Origin of the sequence: Halopiger xanaduensis SH-6, assembly GCF_000217715.1 — an archaeon.
GTDB classification, from domain to species: domain Archaea; phylum Halobacteriota; class Halobacteria; order Halobacteriales; family Natrialbaceae; genus Halopiger; species Halopiger xanaduensis.
On record NC_015666.1, the window covers coordinates 3463695 to 3480546 of the forward strand.

Genomic DNA, 16852 nt, shown 5'->3' on the forward strand with positions numbered 1-16852 from the left:
CCCCTCTGTGATGAACGGGGGACGATGCCGAACGATAACGACCACCTCGACCGTGCCGGCCGTCAGGCGGCGTACATCACCAACGAGTGGAGCGACGATCCCGCGATCATGCAGACCCAGGCGCTTTGCTACGTCGGCATCCAACTCGAGCGGATCGCGGACGCGCTCGAGGAAGCGGAGACCGATACGGATCAGTAGACGGCCACGTCGTCGAACCGACCGTCGTAGGCGATGTGTCGCGGATGCGTTGGTTCCGTCCCCGAGAGGAAGAATCGGTCGGCCTTCTTCCAGGTGTTCTCGTAGCCGAGGTGGGCCAGTTCGCCCGCCGTCGCCACCCAGTGTGCGAGGCCGTTCTCGTGGACGACGCGCCGCGAGACGTCGTCCTCGAGCGCCCGGCAGAGGTCGGCTTCGCTCTCGACGGCGGCGTCGAACTCGGTGTGGGCGACGCCGACCGTCCGCGGGAGGTGGGCGTACGACGACGTGAACGGCGGATAATCGAACTGCTCCGCGAGTTTGCCGGCGCGACGGTTGTGGTGGGGCAGGTGTTTCGGGTTGAAGATTTCGACGGCGTCGATCACGTCCCGGTACTGCTGGAGATCGGATTCGGAGAGGCTGACGTTTAGAAACCCGGGATGCGGAGCAAGAACGACCGCGTCCTGACGCTCGAACTCGGCCATCGCCGCCTCGAGCGGGATGAAATCCGGCACCGGCTCCTCGAGGCCGAGCGCGAGCACGTGCTTGCGCTCGTGCCACGCCCCGGTGAACACCTCGCGGGCGGGAATCACCCGGAGGTCGTCGCTCGAGTAGGCGGCCGCCCGCTCGCGGATATCTGGCAGGCGAGTAAAGTGCGGTGCGTAGACGATCGCGTCGAGGCCGGCTCGCGTCGCTCGCTCGACGACGCGTTCGTCGAGGACCTTCACGTGGCAGTCGACCGCCGACGTCGTGCCGTCGCTCACATTCGCCCCATTCGCGACGGCGGAGTTATGCATTCTGATTCTACAGCCGAACGAGACAGACGCTATATCGGGAGATACCAGCTTGTCGGGGTATTGTCCACCGACGCCCGCGGCGAAAAGACCATTAGGACGGCCGCTCGATGTCGTATCAAATGGCGTGGGAATGCGGAATCAGCGGCTGCGGTTCGGTGTTCGCGGACGTCGAGTCGGCGGTTATCCACCAGGCGACCGAACACGAGCGCCGCGAGTGCAAGGTCTGTGGCACCGTCGTTCCCGACGGCTACCTCGCGATCCGCCACGCGTTCACCGAACACAGCCGCGCCGAGTACGTCCGCGCCTACGGCGCGAACTCCGAAGATGTCCGCAAGCGGGAAGAACTCCTCGAGGAGATCGAGGAGGTTGCGGATCTGGAATCGATCGTCACGGAACTGCGATAGGCGCGAATCCGAGTGTGGAATGACGTCCGTCTTCCGGTCGTCACAATCCGGCACCGACGTGACTGTCGCCGCAGTAATCACTGATCACTTCTCGAGGCCTACTCACCGCCGACGATCGAACGTCGATTCTCACTGGAATCCGAGAAGAAGCCGACTATAGTTCCGCCCCGTCAGATCCCGAACTGCTGAACGAGTCACTGTCTGCGAACGGCGCGAAGCGCCGTTCGCACGGTTCGACAAACTACCGTTCGTCGCTATATTCAGCGCGGCGAAACCGCGCTGACTGCTCGACGAGCGCGCTAGCGCTCGTCGGAGTCGAGCACGCGGATCTGATCCCCGCGCACCGTGACCGGAATCGGGACCGTCGCCTCGTACAGTTCGACGGTGACCTGGTCCTTGCCCTCGTCGATGCGTTGGACCTGCGCCTTCTCTCCCTTGAACGGGCCGGCGATGAGTTCGACGATGTCGCCCTCGGCGATGCCCTCGACGTCCGGCTTCGGCGAGAGGAAGTGCTCGACCTCCGAAATGTCGGACTCGCCGGGGACGATGCTCCGCGCGTGTGGGATATCCTCGAGGACGCGGTTCAGGACCGCGTTGCCGTCGGCTTCGACCATCACGTACGACGTCAGCGAGTCGGGCGCGAGCGCGGCGTGGATCTCCGACTCCTCGCGGTTGATGATCATGTCCGCGACGGTGCGCTCTTGACTCGCAGTCGTCTTGACAGCGTAGATTCCCATTAGACGCCACCACCTGCCGGGAGGAGGAGCATGATCGCGCCGATGACGAACCCGATCAGACCGACGAACAGGATTCCTGCACCGGCGATTTTCGCTACCTGCGAGAACTCCTCGGTCGTGGGTGTCGTCGCCATCTTCAGCACCCGGACGTACGAGGTGAGGTCGTAGGGGATATCCATATCTGTCTGTTCACAACGCGGCGTCTTTTATCTGTCTTTCGTGTTTTGCGGACTATCGGTTCGACCGGCCACGCCAGTCGCCCGTCCTGCTCGAGACCGTCGCTCGAGCTACCGGTCGACGTTGCATGCGACGGCCCGGGGGCCAAACCGTCGGAGCGCGAACGATCGGCTATGGCAGAGGACAACGTCGACCGCGCGAACGAACAGGAAGCGGAGCGCGAGGCCGAAATCGAAGCGGAACTCGAGCGCATCGACCGCGATCCGGACGAGGTCGACGACGGCGACGGCGACCTCGGCGCACAGAACGCGCCGCGGGAGGACGCGGAAGAACTCGAGGATCTGGAGGAGGCGGAACCGGTAGAAGCGGAAGAGGAAGAAGAGGAAGAAAAAACCTGAACGCCGAAATTCTGACCCGTCACTTTTCGACGAGACCTGGGATCTACTCGATCGCCGGCAGCACCTCGTCCTCGTAGAACTCGACGAACTCGGCCTGGTTCGAGCCGATCTGGTGGACGACGACGTGGTCGAAGCCGGCGTCGACGTACTCCCGGATCGTCTCGATGTGTTCGTCGGGATCTGACCCGCAGGTGAGCAGGTCCGCGATGTCGTCCTCGGAAACCGCTTCGGTGGCCTGCTCGAAGTGTGCCGTCGTCGGCAGTTCCCACATGAGATCGCCGGGCAGTCCCTCGATCGTCCAGTTCTCGTAGGCCTGCTCGATCGCTTCGGCCTCGTCTTCAGCGTAACAGACCCCGACTTCGCCGTAGCGGGGCTTGTCTTCGCCGCCGCCGGCTTCGAACGCCTCGATCAGGTCCTCGTCGGGCCGGACCGCGATGAGGCCGTCACCGAACTCGCCCGCGAAGCGCGCCGTCTTCGGTCCGTCGGCGGCGATCGGAATCGGCGGCGTCTCGTCGGGCAGCGTGTAGAGCCGCGCGTTTTCGACCGTGTAGTACTCGCCGTGGTAACTCGTCGTCTCGCCCTCCCAGAGGGCGCGGACGATCTCGACGGCCTCCTCGAGCATCTCGAGGCGGACCTCGTGTTCGGGCCACCGCTGACCGGTGACGTGCTCGTTGAGTTTCTCGCCGGTGCCGAGGCCGAGCGAGAACCCGTTGGGTGCCATCGTCGCGGCGGTGGCGGCCGCCTGCGCGACGATCGCGGGGTGGACGCGGATGATCGGGCAGGTGGTCGCGGTCCCCAGCGGGAGGTCGTCGACCGCCTGCGAGATTCCGCCGAGCACGTTCCAGACCAGCGGACTCTCGCCCTGGCTCGAGAGCCAGGGGTGGTAGTGATCGGAGATCAGCGCGAAGTCGAACGCCGACTGGTCGGCGAGACGGGCGTACTCGACGAGGTCGTTCGGGCCGTGCTCCTCGCAGATGAGTTTGTAGCCGACGTCGGTCATGTTACGACTGCGGGAACGGCGGCTGCTCGCCCGGCTCTCCACCCGGCTGACCGCCGATCGGGGGCTGCTGCCGGTCGAACTCCTGTCGCGCGGCGAGTTCCAGTTCGACGGTCTCGCGCTCGCCGTCGCGGACGACCTCGAGTTCGATCGTATCGCCGGGCGAGGTCTCGAGCGCCAGGTACGAGAGCAACTGGGCCTGGGTCGTCACCTCCTGGCCGTCGATGGCGACGATGACGTCGCCGCTTCCCGGCTGGCCCGCACTGGCCGGCTGCAACGCGCCGTCCGCGGGCGAGTTCGGGACGACCTGGGCGACGAGCACGCCGGTCGCCTCCTCGAGGCCGACCGTCTCCGCGATCTCCGGGCCGACGGGGACCACGCCGACGCCCATGTAGGAGTGCTCGTAGGTGCCGTCCTCGACGAGCGCGGGGACGACCCGGTTGGCGAGGCGCGCGGAGATCGCGAAGCCGATCGTCTGGCTCGCGCCGGCGAAGACGACTCCCACCACCTCGCCCTCGAGGTTCACCAGCGGGCCGCCGCTGTTGCCGGGGTTGATCGGCGCGTCGGTCTGGATCGTCGCCGGGATCGAGTTGCCGACCGGGCTCGGCAGGACCCGGTTCGTGCCGCTGACGATCCCCTGCGAGACCGAGGCATCGAGGCCCAGCGGGTTGCCGATCGCAAGGACCTCCTGCCCGATGGCGGGTTCGGACTCGACGAGCGACAGGGGTTCGGCAGAATCGGGCATGTTCTCGACGCTCAGCACGGCGATATCGCTGTACGGGTCCGTGCCGACGATCGACGCCGTCGCCCACTCCTGGTTGTTGAACTGGATCTCGATGCCGCCCTCGGTCGCGCCCTGCACGACGTGGTTGTTCGTGACGATGTACTGGTCGTCGACGACGAACCCGGAGCCGAGCCCGCCACCGCCGCCGCGACCGTCGGTCGGACCGAGGGACACGGTGACCAGCACGACGGAATCGATCGTGTTGCGGTACACTTCGGTGTACTGGCTCTCGGGGGCCGAGCTACCCTGGTCGTCCGACGGTTCCGCTCCGTCGCTCGAGTCGTCGGTTTCGTTCTGTGCGGCCGTACTCGCGGTCCCGACGCCGAGTATCGAGGCGGCGCCGGCGGCGCGGAGGAGTCGTCGTCGACTGACGTGATCTGGAGTCACGCCCGGAGCTACCCCGACGAGCGCCGTAAAACGGGTCCCGGAATTGTCAGCCGGTCGTATCGCGGGGTTCCGGACGAACGCCGGCCGGACGATCGGTAGAAGAAAACCGAAGCTTCGCGGGCCCGACGAAGCTACGCTTCGTCGAACAACGCTGAGCGAGGCTCAGCGAGTTTGACGTCGGCTTACGCCTCGTCAAACAACTCCTCACCGTCGACCATGTGCTCCTCGACGGTATCGAGATCGAGCGTCACGCCGAGGCCCGGTTCTTCCGGAATCTCGAGGTAGCCGTCCTCGATGAGGTCTTCTTCGACGAGGTCGCCCCACCAGCCGAGTTCGTAGGAGTGGTACTCGAGGGCCAGGGAGTTCGAAACCGCGGCGCCGACGTGGGCGCTGGCGACGGTGCCGACCGGCGAGGCGACGTTGTGCATCGCAACCGGCACGTAGTAGGTATCTGCCAGATCCGCGATCTTGCGGGTCTCGCGCATGCCGCCGACCTTGGGCATGTCCGGCGCGACGATGTCCAGCGCCTGTTCCTCGATCAGGCGACGCTGGCCGTGCTTGCGGTAGACGTTCTCGCCGACCGTGATCGGCGTCGTCGTCGACTGCGTGACCTCCTTCTGGACGTCGTGATTTTCCGGCGGAACGGGGTCCTCGAGCCACCAGACGTCGTACTCCTCGAGGCGTTCGGCGAGTCGCTTCGCGCTGCCGCCGGAGAAGGTCCAGTGGCAGTCGAAGGCGACGTCGGCGCGGTCGCCGACGCGCTCGGTGACCTTCTCGACGATCTCGGCCTTGTGCTCGATCTCGGGCTCGCGGAGATGGCGGTTCGCGCGGTCTTTCTCGTGGCCCGAGGGGACGTCGAGGTCGAACTTCAGGGCGTCGTAGCCGAGTTCCTCGACGACGCGTTCGGCCTCGTCGGCGCAGGCGTCGGGGTCGGCTTCCTCCTCGGTGTGGCAGTCGCAGTAGACGCGCATCTCGTCGCGGTACTTGCCGCCCAGCAACTGGTAGGCTGGGATCTCGAGGATCTTCCCCGCCAGATCGTGCAGCGCGACCTCGATGCCCGAGATGGCGGTGATGGTGACGCCGCCGATCGAGCCCTCGCCGGACATCTTCTGGACGAGGTGCTCGTAGAGCCGGTCGATGTCCAGCGGATTCTCGCCGACGATGAACGGCTTCATCCGCTCGATCAGTTCGGGAACGCCGGCGCCCCAGTAGGCCTCGCCGGTGCCGACGATGCCCGCGTCGGTGTAGATGCGGACGAGGGTCCACGGGAAGTTGCCGTCGACCATCGTCGTCTGGACGTCCGTGATCTCGACGTCGCGGTCGCCGCCGCGGTCGCGGGTCACGCCCATCGTTTCGGCCGAGAGGTCACGCATCGTATACTCGGCGTTCGGATCGTGCAACTGCGAGTAATCGACTCCCATGGGAGAATCCCTTACTCCGACAGTAGTAATAGTTTCTATCTCGTGAGTGAGTCGGCGGCTGAGGCGTTCGCGTCGGGGCTCGTCAGAGCGCCGAGAACTCGACGGCCGTCTTGATGACGCCGTCGCCGGTTTCGAAGGCCCGCTGGAACTCCTCGAGGCCGTAGACGCCGGTCACGAGGTCGTCGGTGAGCCACGTCGGCAGCTGCGAGAGGGTGTCGACGGCCGACTCGAAGTGGCCGCGGTGGGAGTTGACGGTCCCGAGCAGCGCCTTGTTGTGCAGGACCATCTCGCGGTGGAGCCGCCCGCCGTCGACCTCGAACTCCCAGGGCTCGGGGACGCCGAGGAGGACGCCGACGCCGTTGGGCGCGAGCGCGTCGACCGTCTCGAAGGCGTGCTTCGCGTAGCCGGTGGCCTCGTAGACGAAGTCGACCGACTCGTAGACCTCGGGAATCTCGGGAACCGGCGTCTCGCGCGAGTCGATGTACGTCGCGCCGAGGTCCTCGACGATGTCGATCGTCGGGTCCGGCCGATCCCGCCGCCCGAGACAGTAGGTCCGCTCGACGTCGAGGACGTCCGCGAACATCCCGAGCGTCAGCAGGCCGAGCGAGCCGTTGCCCAGCACCAGCGCCGACTCGAGGTCCCAGTCGAACGCCGAGCGGGAGGCGACGGCGTGTTCGATCGCCTTCTCGGAGATGCTGATCGGTTCCACGAGGAAGCCGAGGTGGGCGAACTCCTCGGGGATCGGAACGAGATACTCCGCCGGGCTGGTGAAGTACTCGGCCATGAACCCGTGGGCGCCGACGATCCCGCGCTCGACGTACTCGCCCTCGGGCGCCATGTCGGGTTCGCCGCGCTCGAAGTACTCGTTGTCCCGGCCGTTCGGCCGCCGTCGGACCGTCGGCACGACGATCTGGCCCTCCTCGAGGTCGGTCCCGTTCGGGTCTTCGACGACGCCGACGGCTTCGTGGCCGAGCACGAGTTGCGTATCGTCGTCCGGCACGTCGCCGTGGTGGCCCGCGATGACTTCGTGGTCGGTCCCGTCGACGCCCACGCGAAGGGTGCGCACGAGCGCCTCCCCGGCCGCTGGTTCGGGTCGGGGCCGTTCGACGAGCGTCGGTTCGCCGGCCCCCGGTTCGACTGCGATCGCTTGCATACCTCTCCCAAGGCTCGCCTCGAATAAAAGATTTACCTAGTCCGTAGTAAAGAATTCGAGAATAGAAATAGTCCCTTTTAGACGCTCTCGAGGCGTTAATCCGGTTCTACAGGTACAATTATCGAGTACGGGGGTGGTTCCCATGGGTCCGGTTCTGAGTGTACGGAGCGTCGAATCGGCGGATCATCGACGGGACCCGCGGCTACCGGTCGACGAGAACGAACCGACGGTTCATCGACCCGAACGAAAAGACTCGAGCCGGCGGGCCACTCACTCGCTGCGGGCGTCTTCGACGGCTTCGACGAACGATTCGGCGTGCTCCCGAACGCCGTCCATGTCGTCGTCCGCGATGGCGTCGTAGTCGATCAGCGCGCTGCCGGCGCCGACGGCGAGCGCGCCGGCCTCGAAGTAGTCGGCGACGTTGTCCGCGGCGACGCCGCCGGTCGGGATGATCTCGACGTTGCCTAGCGGCCCCTTGAGCGCGCCGATATGGTCCGGCCCGACCGTTGCGGCGGGGAACATCTTGAGAATGTCTGCGCCGGCCTCGAGGGCGGTGACCGCCTCCGTCGGGGTCATGACGCCGGGCGAGGCGAGCACGTTGTGGCGGTTGCAGGTCCGGATGATCTCCCGATCGACGTGGGGAGAGACGACAAAGGTCGCGCCCGCGTCGATCACCGACTCGGCGGTCGCGGCGTCGAGGACGGTCCCGGCGCCGACGACCACGTCGGGATCGGCCAGTTCCCGATCGACTGCGGCGATCTTGTCGCGGGCGTGAGGCTCGTCGGCCGTGATCTCGAGCGCGTCGACCCCACCCTCGTGGAGCGCGCGGGCGACGGGGACGATCCGCTCCGCGCTGATCCCGCGCATGACGGCGATAACGCCGCTCTCGACGATTCGCTCCTCGACCGTTCGTTTGTTGGTCATTGGCGACACCTCCATACGGAACCGAGGGTTCGCGTCCGAGTCGACCCGCGAGTCGCTGGGCGCAGTGCGTTCGCGTTCATCGGGTCGGCGTTCACCACCTACCCGCAAGAAGGTCGGGGCGGAATGCGCGTGCGAGCGAAAGCGGCCGCGCTACTCCTCGACCTCGAGCGGCCGAATCGTCACCGACTGCGCCTCGAAGTCCTCGAGGAAGGCGCCGGCGCCGCCGATCGTGTACCGCTCGCCGTCGACGTCGATCTCGAACGCGTTCTCGATCGGCACGGTCGACGTCGCGGGGCGAACGAGGCTCTGCCGGACGTCGACGACCTCGCCGGTCAGCGTCGACGGGAGGTCGCGGTCGCCGACCGGCGAACCCGTCACCGTCACCTCGAGCGGCGTATCCGTCGCCCGGTGGAGCGCGATCTGGAAGACCGCGTGGCGGAATCCCTCGTAGGTCGCGGGAAGGTCGGCCGCCGTCGTCACGTACCGTTCCTCCGCGATCGGCCAGTAGTTCGCCAAAAAGGAGCCGGCGAGGACGGGGACGAGTTGCTCCTGCGAGAGGGCGATCGCCTTCGTGTCGCTCGTCGAGGTCGTCAGCAGTTGGCTCGGCGAGAGCAGGCCGTGTCGGCGATCGACCGTCACCATCGTCGGGACGAGGGCGTTCCAGGTCCGAACCGTACTCGCGATGCCGGCGAGCGACGCCATATCGACGTCGCTGTCGGCCGTCCCGAGCAGGAGCAAGACGAGCACGCCCCGTTCGGCGGTCTCCTCGAGCGTTTCGCGGACCTGCGGCAGCACCGACGCGGGGATCGAGAGCGTGACCTCGGTCTCGGCCTCAGAAAGCAAGCTCTCGATGCGCTTCTGGACGGTCTGGCGGGATTTGATCACCTCGAACTGCTCGGTCGGTCGCTCGGTCGTCGTGTAGCGCGATCGCAACTCCGGTTCCATCTCCTCGACGCTGCGGGTGAGCCGGTCGACGACCGTCTCCGGGTCGACCGGGCGGATCACCGTCGGCACCGCGTGATCGTCCACCTCGACGAACCCGCGTTCCTCGAGTTCTTCGCTGATACTGTAGACGTAGCGCTTGGAGACGTCGGCGGCGTCAGCGATCGTGCTCGCTTTCGACTCTCCGTGGTCGAGAATCGCGAGATACGTGTCGATTTCCTTCTCGGAGAGGCCGAACCGCTCGAGGAGTCCGGCGAGCCCGTCTGTATCCATGAGTTCCCAGTGTGTGCCGGATTGTAGCGGCCGCTGAAAAAGATTCCCTGTTAGCCACGCTACCGGCCGTTCACGATCTAAAATAGGGAACACATATTACAACAAATTTTAATCGAAGAGGGTCATACGGGTGGGTACGATGAAACTACAAAGCGCCCTGAACGACGTTAAACGATCGCGGGGCGATCCCTGTCGGTTCCCCGGCGAACGCCGGTCAACCGCGGGACTGTTCTCGGGACTCGGCGACCGACTCGTTCACGTCGCGCCTGACGGTTCGATCAGGGACTACTCCTATCCGCTCTCCGGCTTGGTCGGTATCGAGCGGTCGCGGTTCGGCGTCGAAATCGACGGTACCGTCTACTGGCTCGAGGAGGGCGACCAGCGCTACATCGACGGGACGACCGTCGTCGAGACGGTCCACGAAATCGACGAGTGGACGCTTCGCCAGTACGACGTCACGGTCGGCACGCTGCATCTCACGTACTTCGAACTCGAGACCGGCGATGACGCCGCGTCGGCGGATGCGACGATTCACGCGTGTCTCGGATTCGCCCCCGAAGGACGGGTCTGTCGAACCGGCCAGCTTCGCCACGACGATGCCGTCGAGATTTATCACGATCGTGAGCGGGACTACGTGACTGCTTCGACGCCGCTCGAGATCGGCGGACAGGTTCCGCCGTACTTCGAGGATCTGCTCGATTCGGAGCCGACCGACCTTGCCGGCACCGATGGTGACGGGCGCTATGAGGAGACGCGACTCAGTCCGATCGCGACGGCCGAAATTGAACTGACCGGACACCACCCGAGCACGACGGTCGCAACGTTGCTAACCGACGCCGAGGAGGACGAGACACGAGCCGAGGCCCTCGAGCGCGTCCGTGCCGGGGCGGCCGACCACGACGACCGCGCGGCGATCCTCGAAGCGGACCGACGACAGGTTCGGGAGCGATTACCCGACGTAGCGGGGGCGACTGACGGTCGCGTCGACGGCATCGTCGAGGACCTGCGCGCGCTGTCGCTGCTGCGAGCGTCGAACGGCGCCCGGATCGCCGGCCCCGAGTTCGATCCGTTCTTCCGGTACTCCGGCGGCTACGGCTACACCTGGTTCCGTGACGACGCTGAAATCGCCGGTTTCCTACTGGCCGCGGATCGCGAGGCCGACCTCGGGCTCGAGGCGTGGCACCGGCAAAGCGCCCGGTTCTACGTCGAGACGCAACTCGCAGACGGCACCTGGCCACACCGCGTCTGGGCCCACAACGGCGAGATCGCACCCGGCTGGGCGAACGGTCGCCTCGAGGGCGACGCTGCAGGGACGGACTACCAGGCCGACCAGACCGCGAGCGTCGCGACCTTCCTCGCAACGTATCTCCGAGTCGTCGACGACGGGGACAACGCGGTCCGCGAGGCGCTGCTCGCGGCGCTCGACGGGCTCGACGCGACCCTCGCGGAGGACGGCCTGCCCGAACGCGTCCAGAACGCCTGGGAGAACATGACCGGCCGGTTCACCCACACCGCGGCGACCTACCTCGAGGCCTACGCCGCGATCGCGCGGGCGCCGATCGACGCCGAGTACCGGGAGCGAGCGGCCGAGAACGCGCGAGCCGTCTACGACGCGATCGATCGGCTGTGGGTGCCCGACCGGGAGTGTTACGCGCTGCGTCTCGACGGCGACGAACCGGACGAGCGCCTCGACGGCAGTACGTTCGCGCTCGCGTCCGCCCACGCCGAATACGCGGCACTCGAGGACGCGACGATCGACGACGAGCGGATCGAACGGCTCGTCTCTCACCTCGAGACGACGCTCGAAGGGCTCTACCGCGACCCTGACGGGCCGATCGAGGGCCTGGCGCGGTTCGAGGACGACCCGTGGCGCGTGAAAGAACAGGCCGAACCGAAGGTCTGGACGGTCACGACCGCGTGGGGCGCCCACGCGGCCGCCGAGTTCGGCGAGCTGCTCGCCGCTCGAGATCACGAAGCTGCCGACGCGTTCGACGAGTGGGCGCGAGATCTGCTCGCGCTTGTCGAACCGGGCGGGACGCTACGCGGAGACGGGGAGTACCTGCCGGAGCAGTTCTTCGACGACGGCACGCCCGACAGCGCGACACCGCTGGGTTGGCCTCACGCACTGCGGCTAACGACGGCGATCACACTGGAGGGCAGGGAGCCGGCCCGCGTCGAGGAGCCCCTCGATACGTAATCACGGCAATTCGACTCGTCTCCGCCGCGGGAATCCGCCGCGATTTACGATGCACCTGGCCGTCGATACCGAGACTACGACGCCGTTTTTCGGCGCGGACGCATTCGCTAGTGAGTATATTTAAGTGCGCATCTTTCAAGCAGATCGAATATGGCAATCCATCGTGAAGGAGTTCATCACAGATCTAAGAGCAGCTATGCGTACGCGTACGACGAGGAAACCGTTCACGTCCGACTCCGGACGATGCGCGGGGACGTCGCGGAGTGTACGCTCCTCCACGGCGATAAGTTCGACTGGCCGGACAGCGCGACCAGGACACGGATGGAACGGATCGGCCGCGACGAGCGGTTCGACTACTGGCAAGTCTCGGTCCGGCCGCCCCGCCGCCGACTCTGTTATGCGTTTCACCTGTCCGATGGCGACGAGTCGCTCTGGGTTACTGAGTGGGGATTCGAGTCGAAGCCGCTGTCGGAGTTGCCGACGGCCGGCGAACGGCGTCCGCTACACTACTTCGAGTACCCGTTCCTACATCCAACTGACGTCCACGACCCGCCGGAGTGGGTCTCCGATGCCGTTTTTTACCAAATCTTCCCCGAACGGTTTGCCAACGGCGATCCCGAGCGAAGCCCGGAATCCGTCGAAGAATGGGGTGGTGAACCGACGCTCGACAACTTCTTCGGCGGCGATCTACAGGGGATCATCGACAACCTCGACTACCTCGAGGATCTTGGGGTTTCGGCGCTCTATCTCACACCCATCTTCGAGTCGCGGTCGAATCACAAGTACAACACGACCGACTACACCAGCGTCGACCCGCACTTCGGTGACGAGGAAACGCTCCGGCAACTCACTGAACAGGCCCACGACCGCGGGATCCGCGTGATGTTGGACGCCGTCTTCAACCACTGCGGCCGGGAGTTCGAACCGTTTCAGGACGTCGTCGAGAACGGACGGGAGTCAGAATACGCCGACTGGTTCCACGTCCACGAGTTCCCGATCGAATTCGAGCCGCGACCGAACTACGATACCTTCGGGTTCGAAGCCTACATGCCGAAGCTCAATACCGAGAACCCCGAGGTGAAGGAGTACCTCCTCGACGTCGCGGCGTACTGGGTCGACGAGATCGGGATTGACGGGTGGCGTCTCGACGTTGCCGACGAGGTCGACCACGCGTTCTGGCGGGAACTCCGCGAGGAGGTGAAAGCGATCGATCCCGACGTCTACATTCTGGGCGAGATTTGGCACGACTCGCGGGCTTGGCTCCGCGGCGATCAGTTCGACGCGGTGATGAACTACCCCTTCTCCTACGCCGTCATCGATTTCCTGATCGAACGCGACCTCGACGCCGGGGAATTCGCGGATAAGGCGACGCGTTTCCTCGGGCGATATCCGGAGCAGGTCAACGAGGTTCTGTTCAACCTCCTCGGGAGCCACGATACGCCGCGATTGCTGTACCGTTGCGACGGCGACGAACGGCTCCTCCGGCTGGCGTTCCTGCTGCTGTTTACCTACCGCGGCACGCCCTGTCTCTACTACGGCGACGAGGTCGGCATGACCGGCGGCGACGATCCGGATTGCCGGCGACCGATGGTGTGGGACGAGGCCGAACAAAACACCGCGCTGCGGGAGTTCGTACAGCGATTGATTGTACTTCGAGACGACCACCGTCCGCTGCGCCGCGGTCGTATCCGGTTTGATCGAGAACGGACGACGTCGGACCTGCTCGTCTACCGACGGGCCGACGGCGACGAGACGGTGGGAATCGCGATCAATCGCGGCGACGATCAGGCGGTCGTCGAGCCCACCGACGAGCAGTGGGAGACGTTGCTCCGGACCGACGCCGATTCGGGCGGTGTGGACGCTGTTGACGGACGGATAGTAGTCCCGCCCCGCGGCGGAGTCGTCTGGCGATAACTGCCGACAGACCGTCACACTGCCGTTTTCCGATCAGGTTACGGAGCGAAAAGGCGGGCCCAAGAGCCGCCGATACGACGGTCGGGAGGCGACGAAAGGGGAGCGCCCGCTCGCTGTCAGCTTCGGAAGTCGTACGAGGGCGTATCGACGACGCCGTTCGGATCGGCGGACGTAGTGAACGTCCGATTATCGCCGCTTTCCCACGTTACGGTTCCGTCGTCAGCGATTTTGATGAACTTGAACTCGAGCGTCGTGTCGGTCGGCACGCTCGCTGGGAGGAACCAGTCGGGGTACTCCGGCGCGTGGAACGCCTCCGTGGCTTCTGTCGGTTCCCAGTTCCCGAGTTCCGCGATCGGCACTCGGTCGGCAGACAGGCACCGAGTCTGACTGCTGTCATACGCTACGAAATATTACATCCTAAATTAGCGAATTTAGAAAGAGTTATCTGACATCTTTCCATGGGTATGATCATAGATGGCACAGATTCGGCTGGAGAACCTTCGGAAGGAATACGGCAGGGAGGAGATCGTCGCCGTCGACGACCTGTCTCTCGATATCGAGGACGGGGAGTTCGTAACGGTAGTCGGACCGTCCGGATGCGGAAAGACGACGACGTTACGGATGATCGCCGGTTTGGAGCAACCGACTGACGGGTCGGTGTACATCGGGGACGAAGACGTCACCGACGTCCATGCGAAGAACCGCGACATCGCGATGGTGTTCCAGAACTACGCGCTCTACCCGCACAAGACGGTTTACGAAAACATGGCGTTCGGTCTTCGGATGAGCACCGATCTCTCGGAAAGCGAACGGCGCACTCGAGTCGAGGAGACCGCCGAGATGATGGACATCGACCACCTGCTCGAGGACACGCCGGACGAACTCTCGGGCGGACAGAAACAGCGCGTCGCGCTCGGACGGGCGATCGTGCGCGAGCCCGACGCCTTCCTGTTCGACGAACCGCTCTCGAATCTCGACGCGAAGCTCCGAACCAGCATGCGGACCGAGATTCAGCGTATTCAGAACGAACTGGACGTCACTTCGGTCTACGTGACGCACGACCAGGAGGAAGCGATGACGATGGGAGACCGCATCGTCATCCTCAACAACGGCGAACTCCAACAGGTCGGCGAACCCACGGAGGTCTACGACAATCCTGTCAACGAGTTCGTCGCCGGATTCATCGGCTCGCCGTCGATGAACTTCTTCGACGTCGACGTAACGACCCGAGGCGACAGGATCGTCCTCGGCGATCCCGACTCCGGATTCGAATTCGAACTCTCGAGCGAGTACGTCACCGATCACGCCGACGAACTCGAGGCCAACCAGTATACGCTGGGAATTCGCCCCGAGAACGTCAACGTGGTTGAGAGCGCAGCCGAGGGTGTCGTCAAGGGAACGGTCGAGGTCGTCGAACCGATCGGTTCGGACAATTACCTCTACATGGATCTCGCGGAGGATTTCATTGCCCGCGTCGATTCGTCGATTGAGCCCGATGTCGGCGAACGCGTCGCGCTGACCTTCGACGAATCCGATATTCACCTCTTCGAACCCGAGACCGGGATCGACGTGTTCGCGACCGAACGCGACAGAACAGTCGTCGCCGCCTGAGGGTGCTCGCCGCGGCGTCGCCGTATCGTACTTCTCCCGCCGTCCGTCGCGTCACGATGGCCGTTCCGTCGTGTTTTGCCGTTATCCTTCGCAAAAGCGCTGGATACTACTGGTGCCAATTTCGCGTCGAGTATCCGTCAAAGGCGGTACTCCGATGGGACGAAGAGTCCCTGGTAATAGGTCGGGAATCCTCCCCATAATATTTCCATCTGAACTAATCCGAAATATAGTCTTGCCATATCATCCACAAGCATTAAATGCATGAAGTTAAAATTCATCATTGATTCATGCGACACACTCGCAGGACAGTCATCAAGGGTATGGGTACGGCCGGTGTAACGGTCGGACTCGCTGGCTGTATCGTCAGCGACGACAGCACCGGTAACGGCAACGGGAACGGATCGGACGGCGGAAGTTCGACGCAATTGTGGCACACGCTTGCCGAAGGCGAGGCCGACCTGTTGGAGACGTACATCGCGCAATTCGAGGAAGAAACCGACCACGATATCGCTGCCGAGGAAGTCTCGGAACTCAACGAGCAGTTGAATACGTCGCTCCCGGTCGGTGAAGGCCCCGATATCTTCACCCACGCTCACGACTGGGTCGGCCCCTTCGAAGATCGCGGATGGCTCTACGACGTCAGCGACGATCTGACGATCGATATCGATGAAACGTACACGGACACCGCTCTCGAGGCGGCGACGTGGCAGGACGGCGTCTACGGGTTGCCCTACGCGGCCGAAACGGTTGGGTTGTTGTACAACCGCGATCTCGTCGACTCGCCGCCGGAGACGCTCGACGAGATGGTCGAGGTCATGGAGGACCACCACGATCCCGACGACGGCCAGTACGGCGTCGCGTATCCGCTGGCGGACCCGTACTTCGCCAGCGCGTGGATCCACGCGTTCGGCGGCTACCTCTACGACGACGAAGCGGACGAGTTGGGACACGAACTGGACGAGACGATCGAAGGGGTGGAACTGCTCGTCGATAGCTTCTGGCCGTACGCAGCCGCCGATCCGTCGTACGAATCCCAGATAGCCGTCTTCAACGACGGCAACGCGCCGTTCGTGATCGTCGGCCCGTGGGAGGTCAGCGGCTTCCGGGATTCCGGTATCGACGTCGGCATCGCTCGGTTGCCGACCGTCGACGGCGGCGATCCGTCTCCATACACCGGCGTCCAGCTGTGGTACTTCACGCAGGAACTCGAAGACGGCGAAGCGCTGGCCACCTCCCGCGAGTTCGCCGAGTGGTACACCACCACGGACAACGTCATTCTGAGCAACGCCGACGAACTGGGATACATTCCCGTTCATGCCGACCTCTCCGAAAGTGACGAACTCAGTGACGAGGTCGCTGCGTTCGCCGAGAACGTCTCGATCGGCGAAGTGATGCCGACCTCTCCGAAGATGGAGCGGGTGTGGGAGCCGACGAGAGACGCGCTCGAGCGGATTCTGAACGGCGAAGAGGAGGCCCGCCCGGCCTTCGAACAGGCTGCGGAAGAGATCAGAGCCGCTTGGGAGGAGAACGACCTTTAACGCCGT

At 64.7% G+C, this 16852-nt stretch carries 17 protein-coding genes; 7 read left to right on the plus strand and 10 right to left on the minus strand.

Annotation, left to right across the window (positions count from 1 at the left end):
* Positions 1 to 24: 24 nt before the first annotated feature.
* Positions 25 to 198 (plus strand): hypothetical protein, encoded by a 174-nt coding sequence (locus tag HALXA_RS22230; protein WP_013881602.1) that lies wholly within the window; start codon positions 25 to 27, stop codon positions 196 to 198.
* On the opposite strand, the gene HALXA_RS16830 is transcribed toward HALXA_RS22230, so the two are convergent.
* Complete coding sequence (locus tag HALXA_RS16830; RefSeq protein WP_013881603.1) at positions 192 to 989, minus strand: PHP domain-containing protein; 798 nt, start codon at positions 987 to 989, stop codon at positions 192 to 194. The two genes, HALXA_RS22230 and HALXA_RS16830, sit on opposite strands and share 7 nt — an antisense overlap.
* 119 nt (positions 990 to 1108) lie before the next feature.
* Here HALXA_RS16830 and HALXA_RS16835 point away from each other — a divergent pair, with 119 nt between their 5' ends.
* Entirely contained in the window at positions 1109 to 1393 is a 285-nt protein-coding gene (locus HALXA_RS16835) for a DUF7565 family protein (protein WP_013881604.1), read from the plus strand.
* A 299-nt stretch (positions 1394 to 1692) separates the two neighbouring features.
* Here the strand turns inward: HALXA_RS16835 and HALXA_RS16840 are convergent, their stop codons facing one another.
* Positions 1693 to 2130 (minus strand): transcription elongation factor Spt5, encoded by a 438-nt coding sequence (locus HALXA_RS16840; RefSeq protein ID WP_013881605.1) that lies wholly within the window; start codon positions 2128 to 2130, stop codon positions 1693 to 1695.
* A complete protein-coding gene (locus HALXA_RS16845) occupies positions 2130 to 2309 on the minus strand; it encodes a protein translocase SEC61 complex subunit gamma (RefSeq protein ID WP_013881606.1) in 180 nt (59 codons plus the stop codon). Before HALXA_RS16845 ends, HALXA_RS16840 begins: the two co-directional genes overlap by 1 nt.
* Before the next feature lie 171 nt (positions 2310 to 2480).
* On the opposite strand from HALXA_RS16845, the gene HALXA_RS16850 reads away from it, so the two are divergent.
* A complete protein-coding gene (locus HALXA_RS16850; RefSeq protein WP_013881607.1) occupies positions 2481 to 2705 on the plus strand; it encodes a hypothetical protein in 225 nt (74 codons plus the stop codon).
* A gap of 43 nt (positions 2706 to 2748) precedes the next feature.
* On the opposite strand, the gene HALXA_RS16855 is transcribed toward HALXA_RS16850, so the two are convergent.
* The 6 genes from HALXA_RS16855 to HALXA_RS16880 all read right to left on the minus strand — a co-directional run bounded on the left by HALXA_RS16855 (position 2749) and on the right by HALXA_RS16880 (position 9586).
* A complete protein-coding gene (locus HALXA_RS16855; protein WP_013881608.1) occupies positions 2749 to 3705 on the minus strand; it encodes a TIGR03557 family F420-dependent LLM class oxidoreductase in 957 nt (318 codons plus the stop codon).
* A gap of 1 nt (position 3706) precedes the next feature.
* Positions 3707 to 4873 (minus strand): S1C family serine protease, encoded by a 1167-nt coding sequence (locus tag HALXA_RS16860; RefSeq protein WP_013881609.1) that lies wholly within the window; start codon positions 4871 to 4873, stop codon positions 3707 to 3709.
* Positions 4874 to 5055: 182 nt separating this feature from the next.
* Entirely contained in the window at positions 5056 to 6294 is a 1239-nt protein-coding gene (locus HALXA_RS16865; protein ID WP_013881610.1) for a mandelate racemase/muconate lactonizing enzyme family protein, read from the minus strand.
* Positions 6295 to 6376: 82 nt separating this feature from the next.
* Positions 6377 to 7447: a glucose 1-dehydrogenase gene (locus HALXA_RS16870; RefSeq protein WP_013881611.1), complete on the minus strand. Its 1071-nt coding sequence runs from the start codon at positions 7445 to 7447 to the stop codon at positions 6377 to 6379.
* A 270-nt stretch (positions 7448 to 7717) separates the two neighbouring features.
* Positions 7718 to 8371, minus strand: coding sequence for a bifunctional 4-hydroxy-2-oxoglutarate aldolase/2-dehydro-3-deoxy-phosphogluconate aldolase (locus HALXA_RS16875; RefSeq protein WP_049895350.1), 654 nt, complete (start codon positions 8369 to 8371; stop codon positions 7718 to 7720).
* 150 nt (positions 8372 to 8521) lie between these two features.
* Entirely contained in the window at positions 8522 to 9586 is a 1065-nt protein-coding gene (locus HALXA_RS16880) for a TrmB family transcriptional regulator (RefSeq protein ID WP_013881613.1), read from the minus strand.
* A 139-nt stretch (positions 9587 to 9725) separates the two neighbouring features.
* On the opposite strand from HALXA_RS16880, the gene HALXA_RS16885 reads away from it, so the two are divergent.
* Positions 9726 to 11783 carry a glycoside hydrolase family 15 protein gene (locus tag HALXA_RS16885; protein WP_013881614.1) on the plus strand — a complete coding sequence of 686 codons (2058 nt, stop codon included), beginning with the start codon at positions 9726 to 9728 and terminating at the stop codon, positions 11781 to 11783.
* A 150-nt stretch (positions 11784 to 11933) separates the two neighbouring features.
* A complete protein-coding gene (locus tag HALXA_RS16890) occupies positions 11934 to 13697 on the plus strand; it encodes a glycoside hydrolase family 13 protein (protein WP_013881615.1) in 1764 nt (587 codons plus the stop codon).
* Between the two features lie 116 nt (positions 13698 to 13813).
* On the opposite strand, the gene HALXA_RS16895 is transcribed toward HALXA_RS16890, so the two are convergent.
* Positions 13814 to 14056, minus strand: a complete 243-nt coding sequence (locus tag HALXA_RS16895) for a carbohydrate-binding module family 20 domain-containing protein (RefSeq protein WP_049895351.1) — start codon at positions 14054 to 14056, stop codon at positions 13814 to 13816.
* 115 nt (positions 14057 to 14171) lie between these two features.
* Here HALXA_RS16895 and HALXA_RS16900 point away from each other — a divergent pair, with 115 nt between their 5' ends.
* Both HALXA_RS16900 and HALXA_RS16905 read left to right on the plus strand, forming a co-directional pair.
* Positions 14172 to 15308 carry an ABC transporter ATP-binding protein gene (locus tag HALXA_RS16900; protein ID WP_013881616.1) on the plus strand — a complete coding sequence of 379 codons (1137 nt, stop codon included), beginning with the start codon at positions 14172 to 14174 and terminating at the stop codon, positions 15306 to 15308.
* Positions 15309 to 15595: 287 nt separating this feature from the next.
* Positions 15596 to 16846, plus strand: coding sequence for an extracellular solute-binding protein (locus HALXA_RS16905; RefSeq protein WP_013881618.1), 1251 nt, complete (start codon positions 15596 to 15598; stop codon positions 16844 to 16846).
* Positions 16847 to 16852 lie beyond the last annotated feature (6 nt).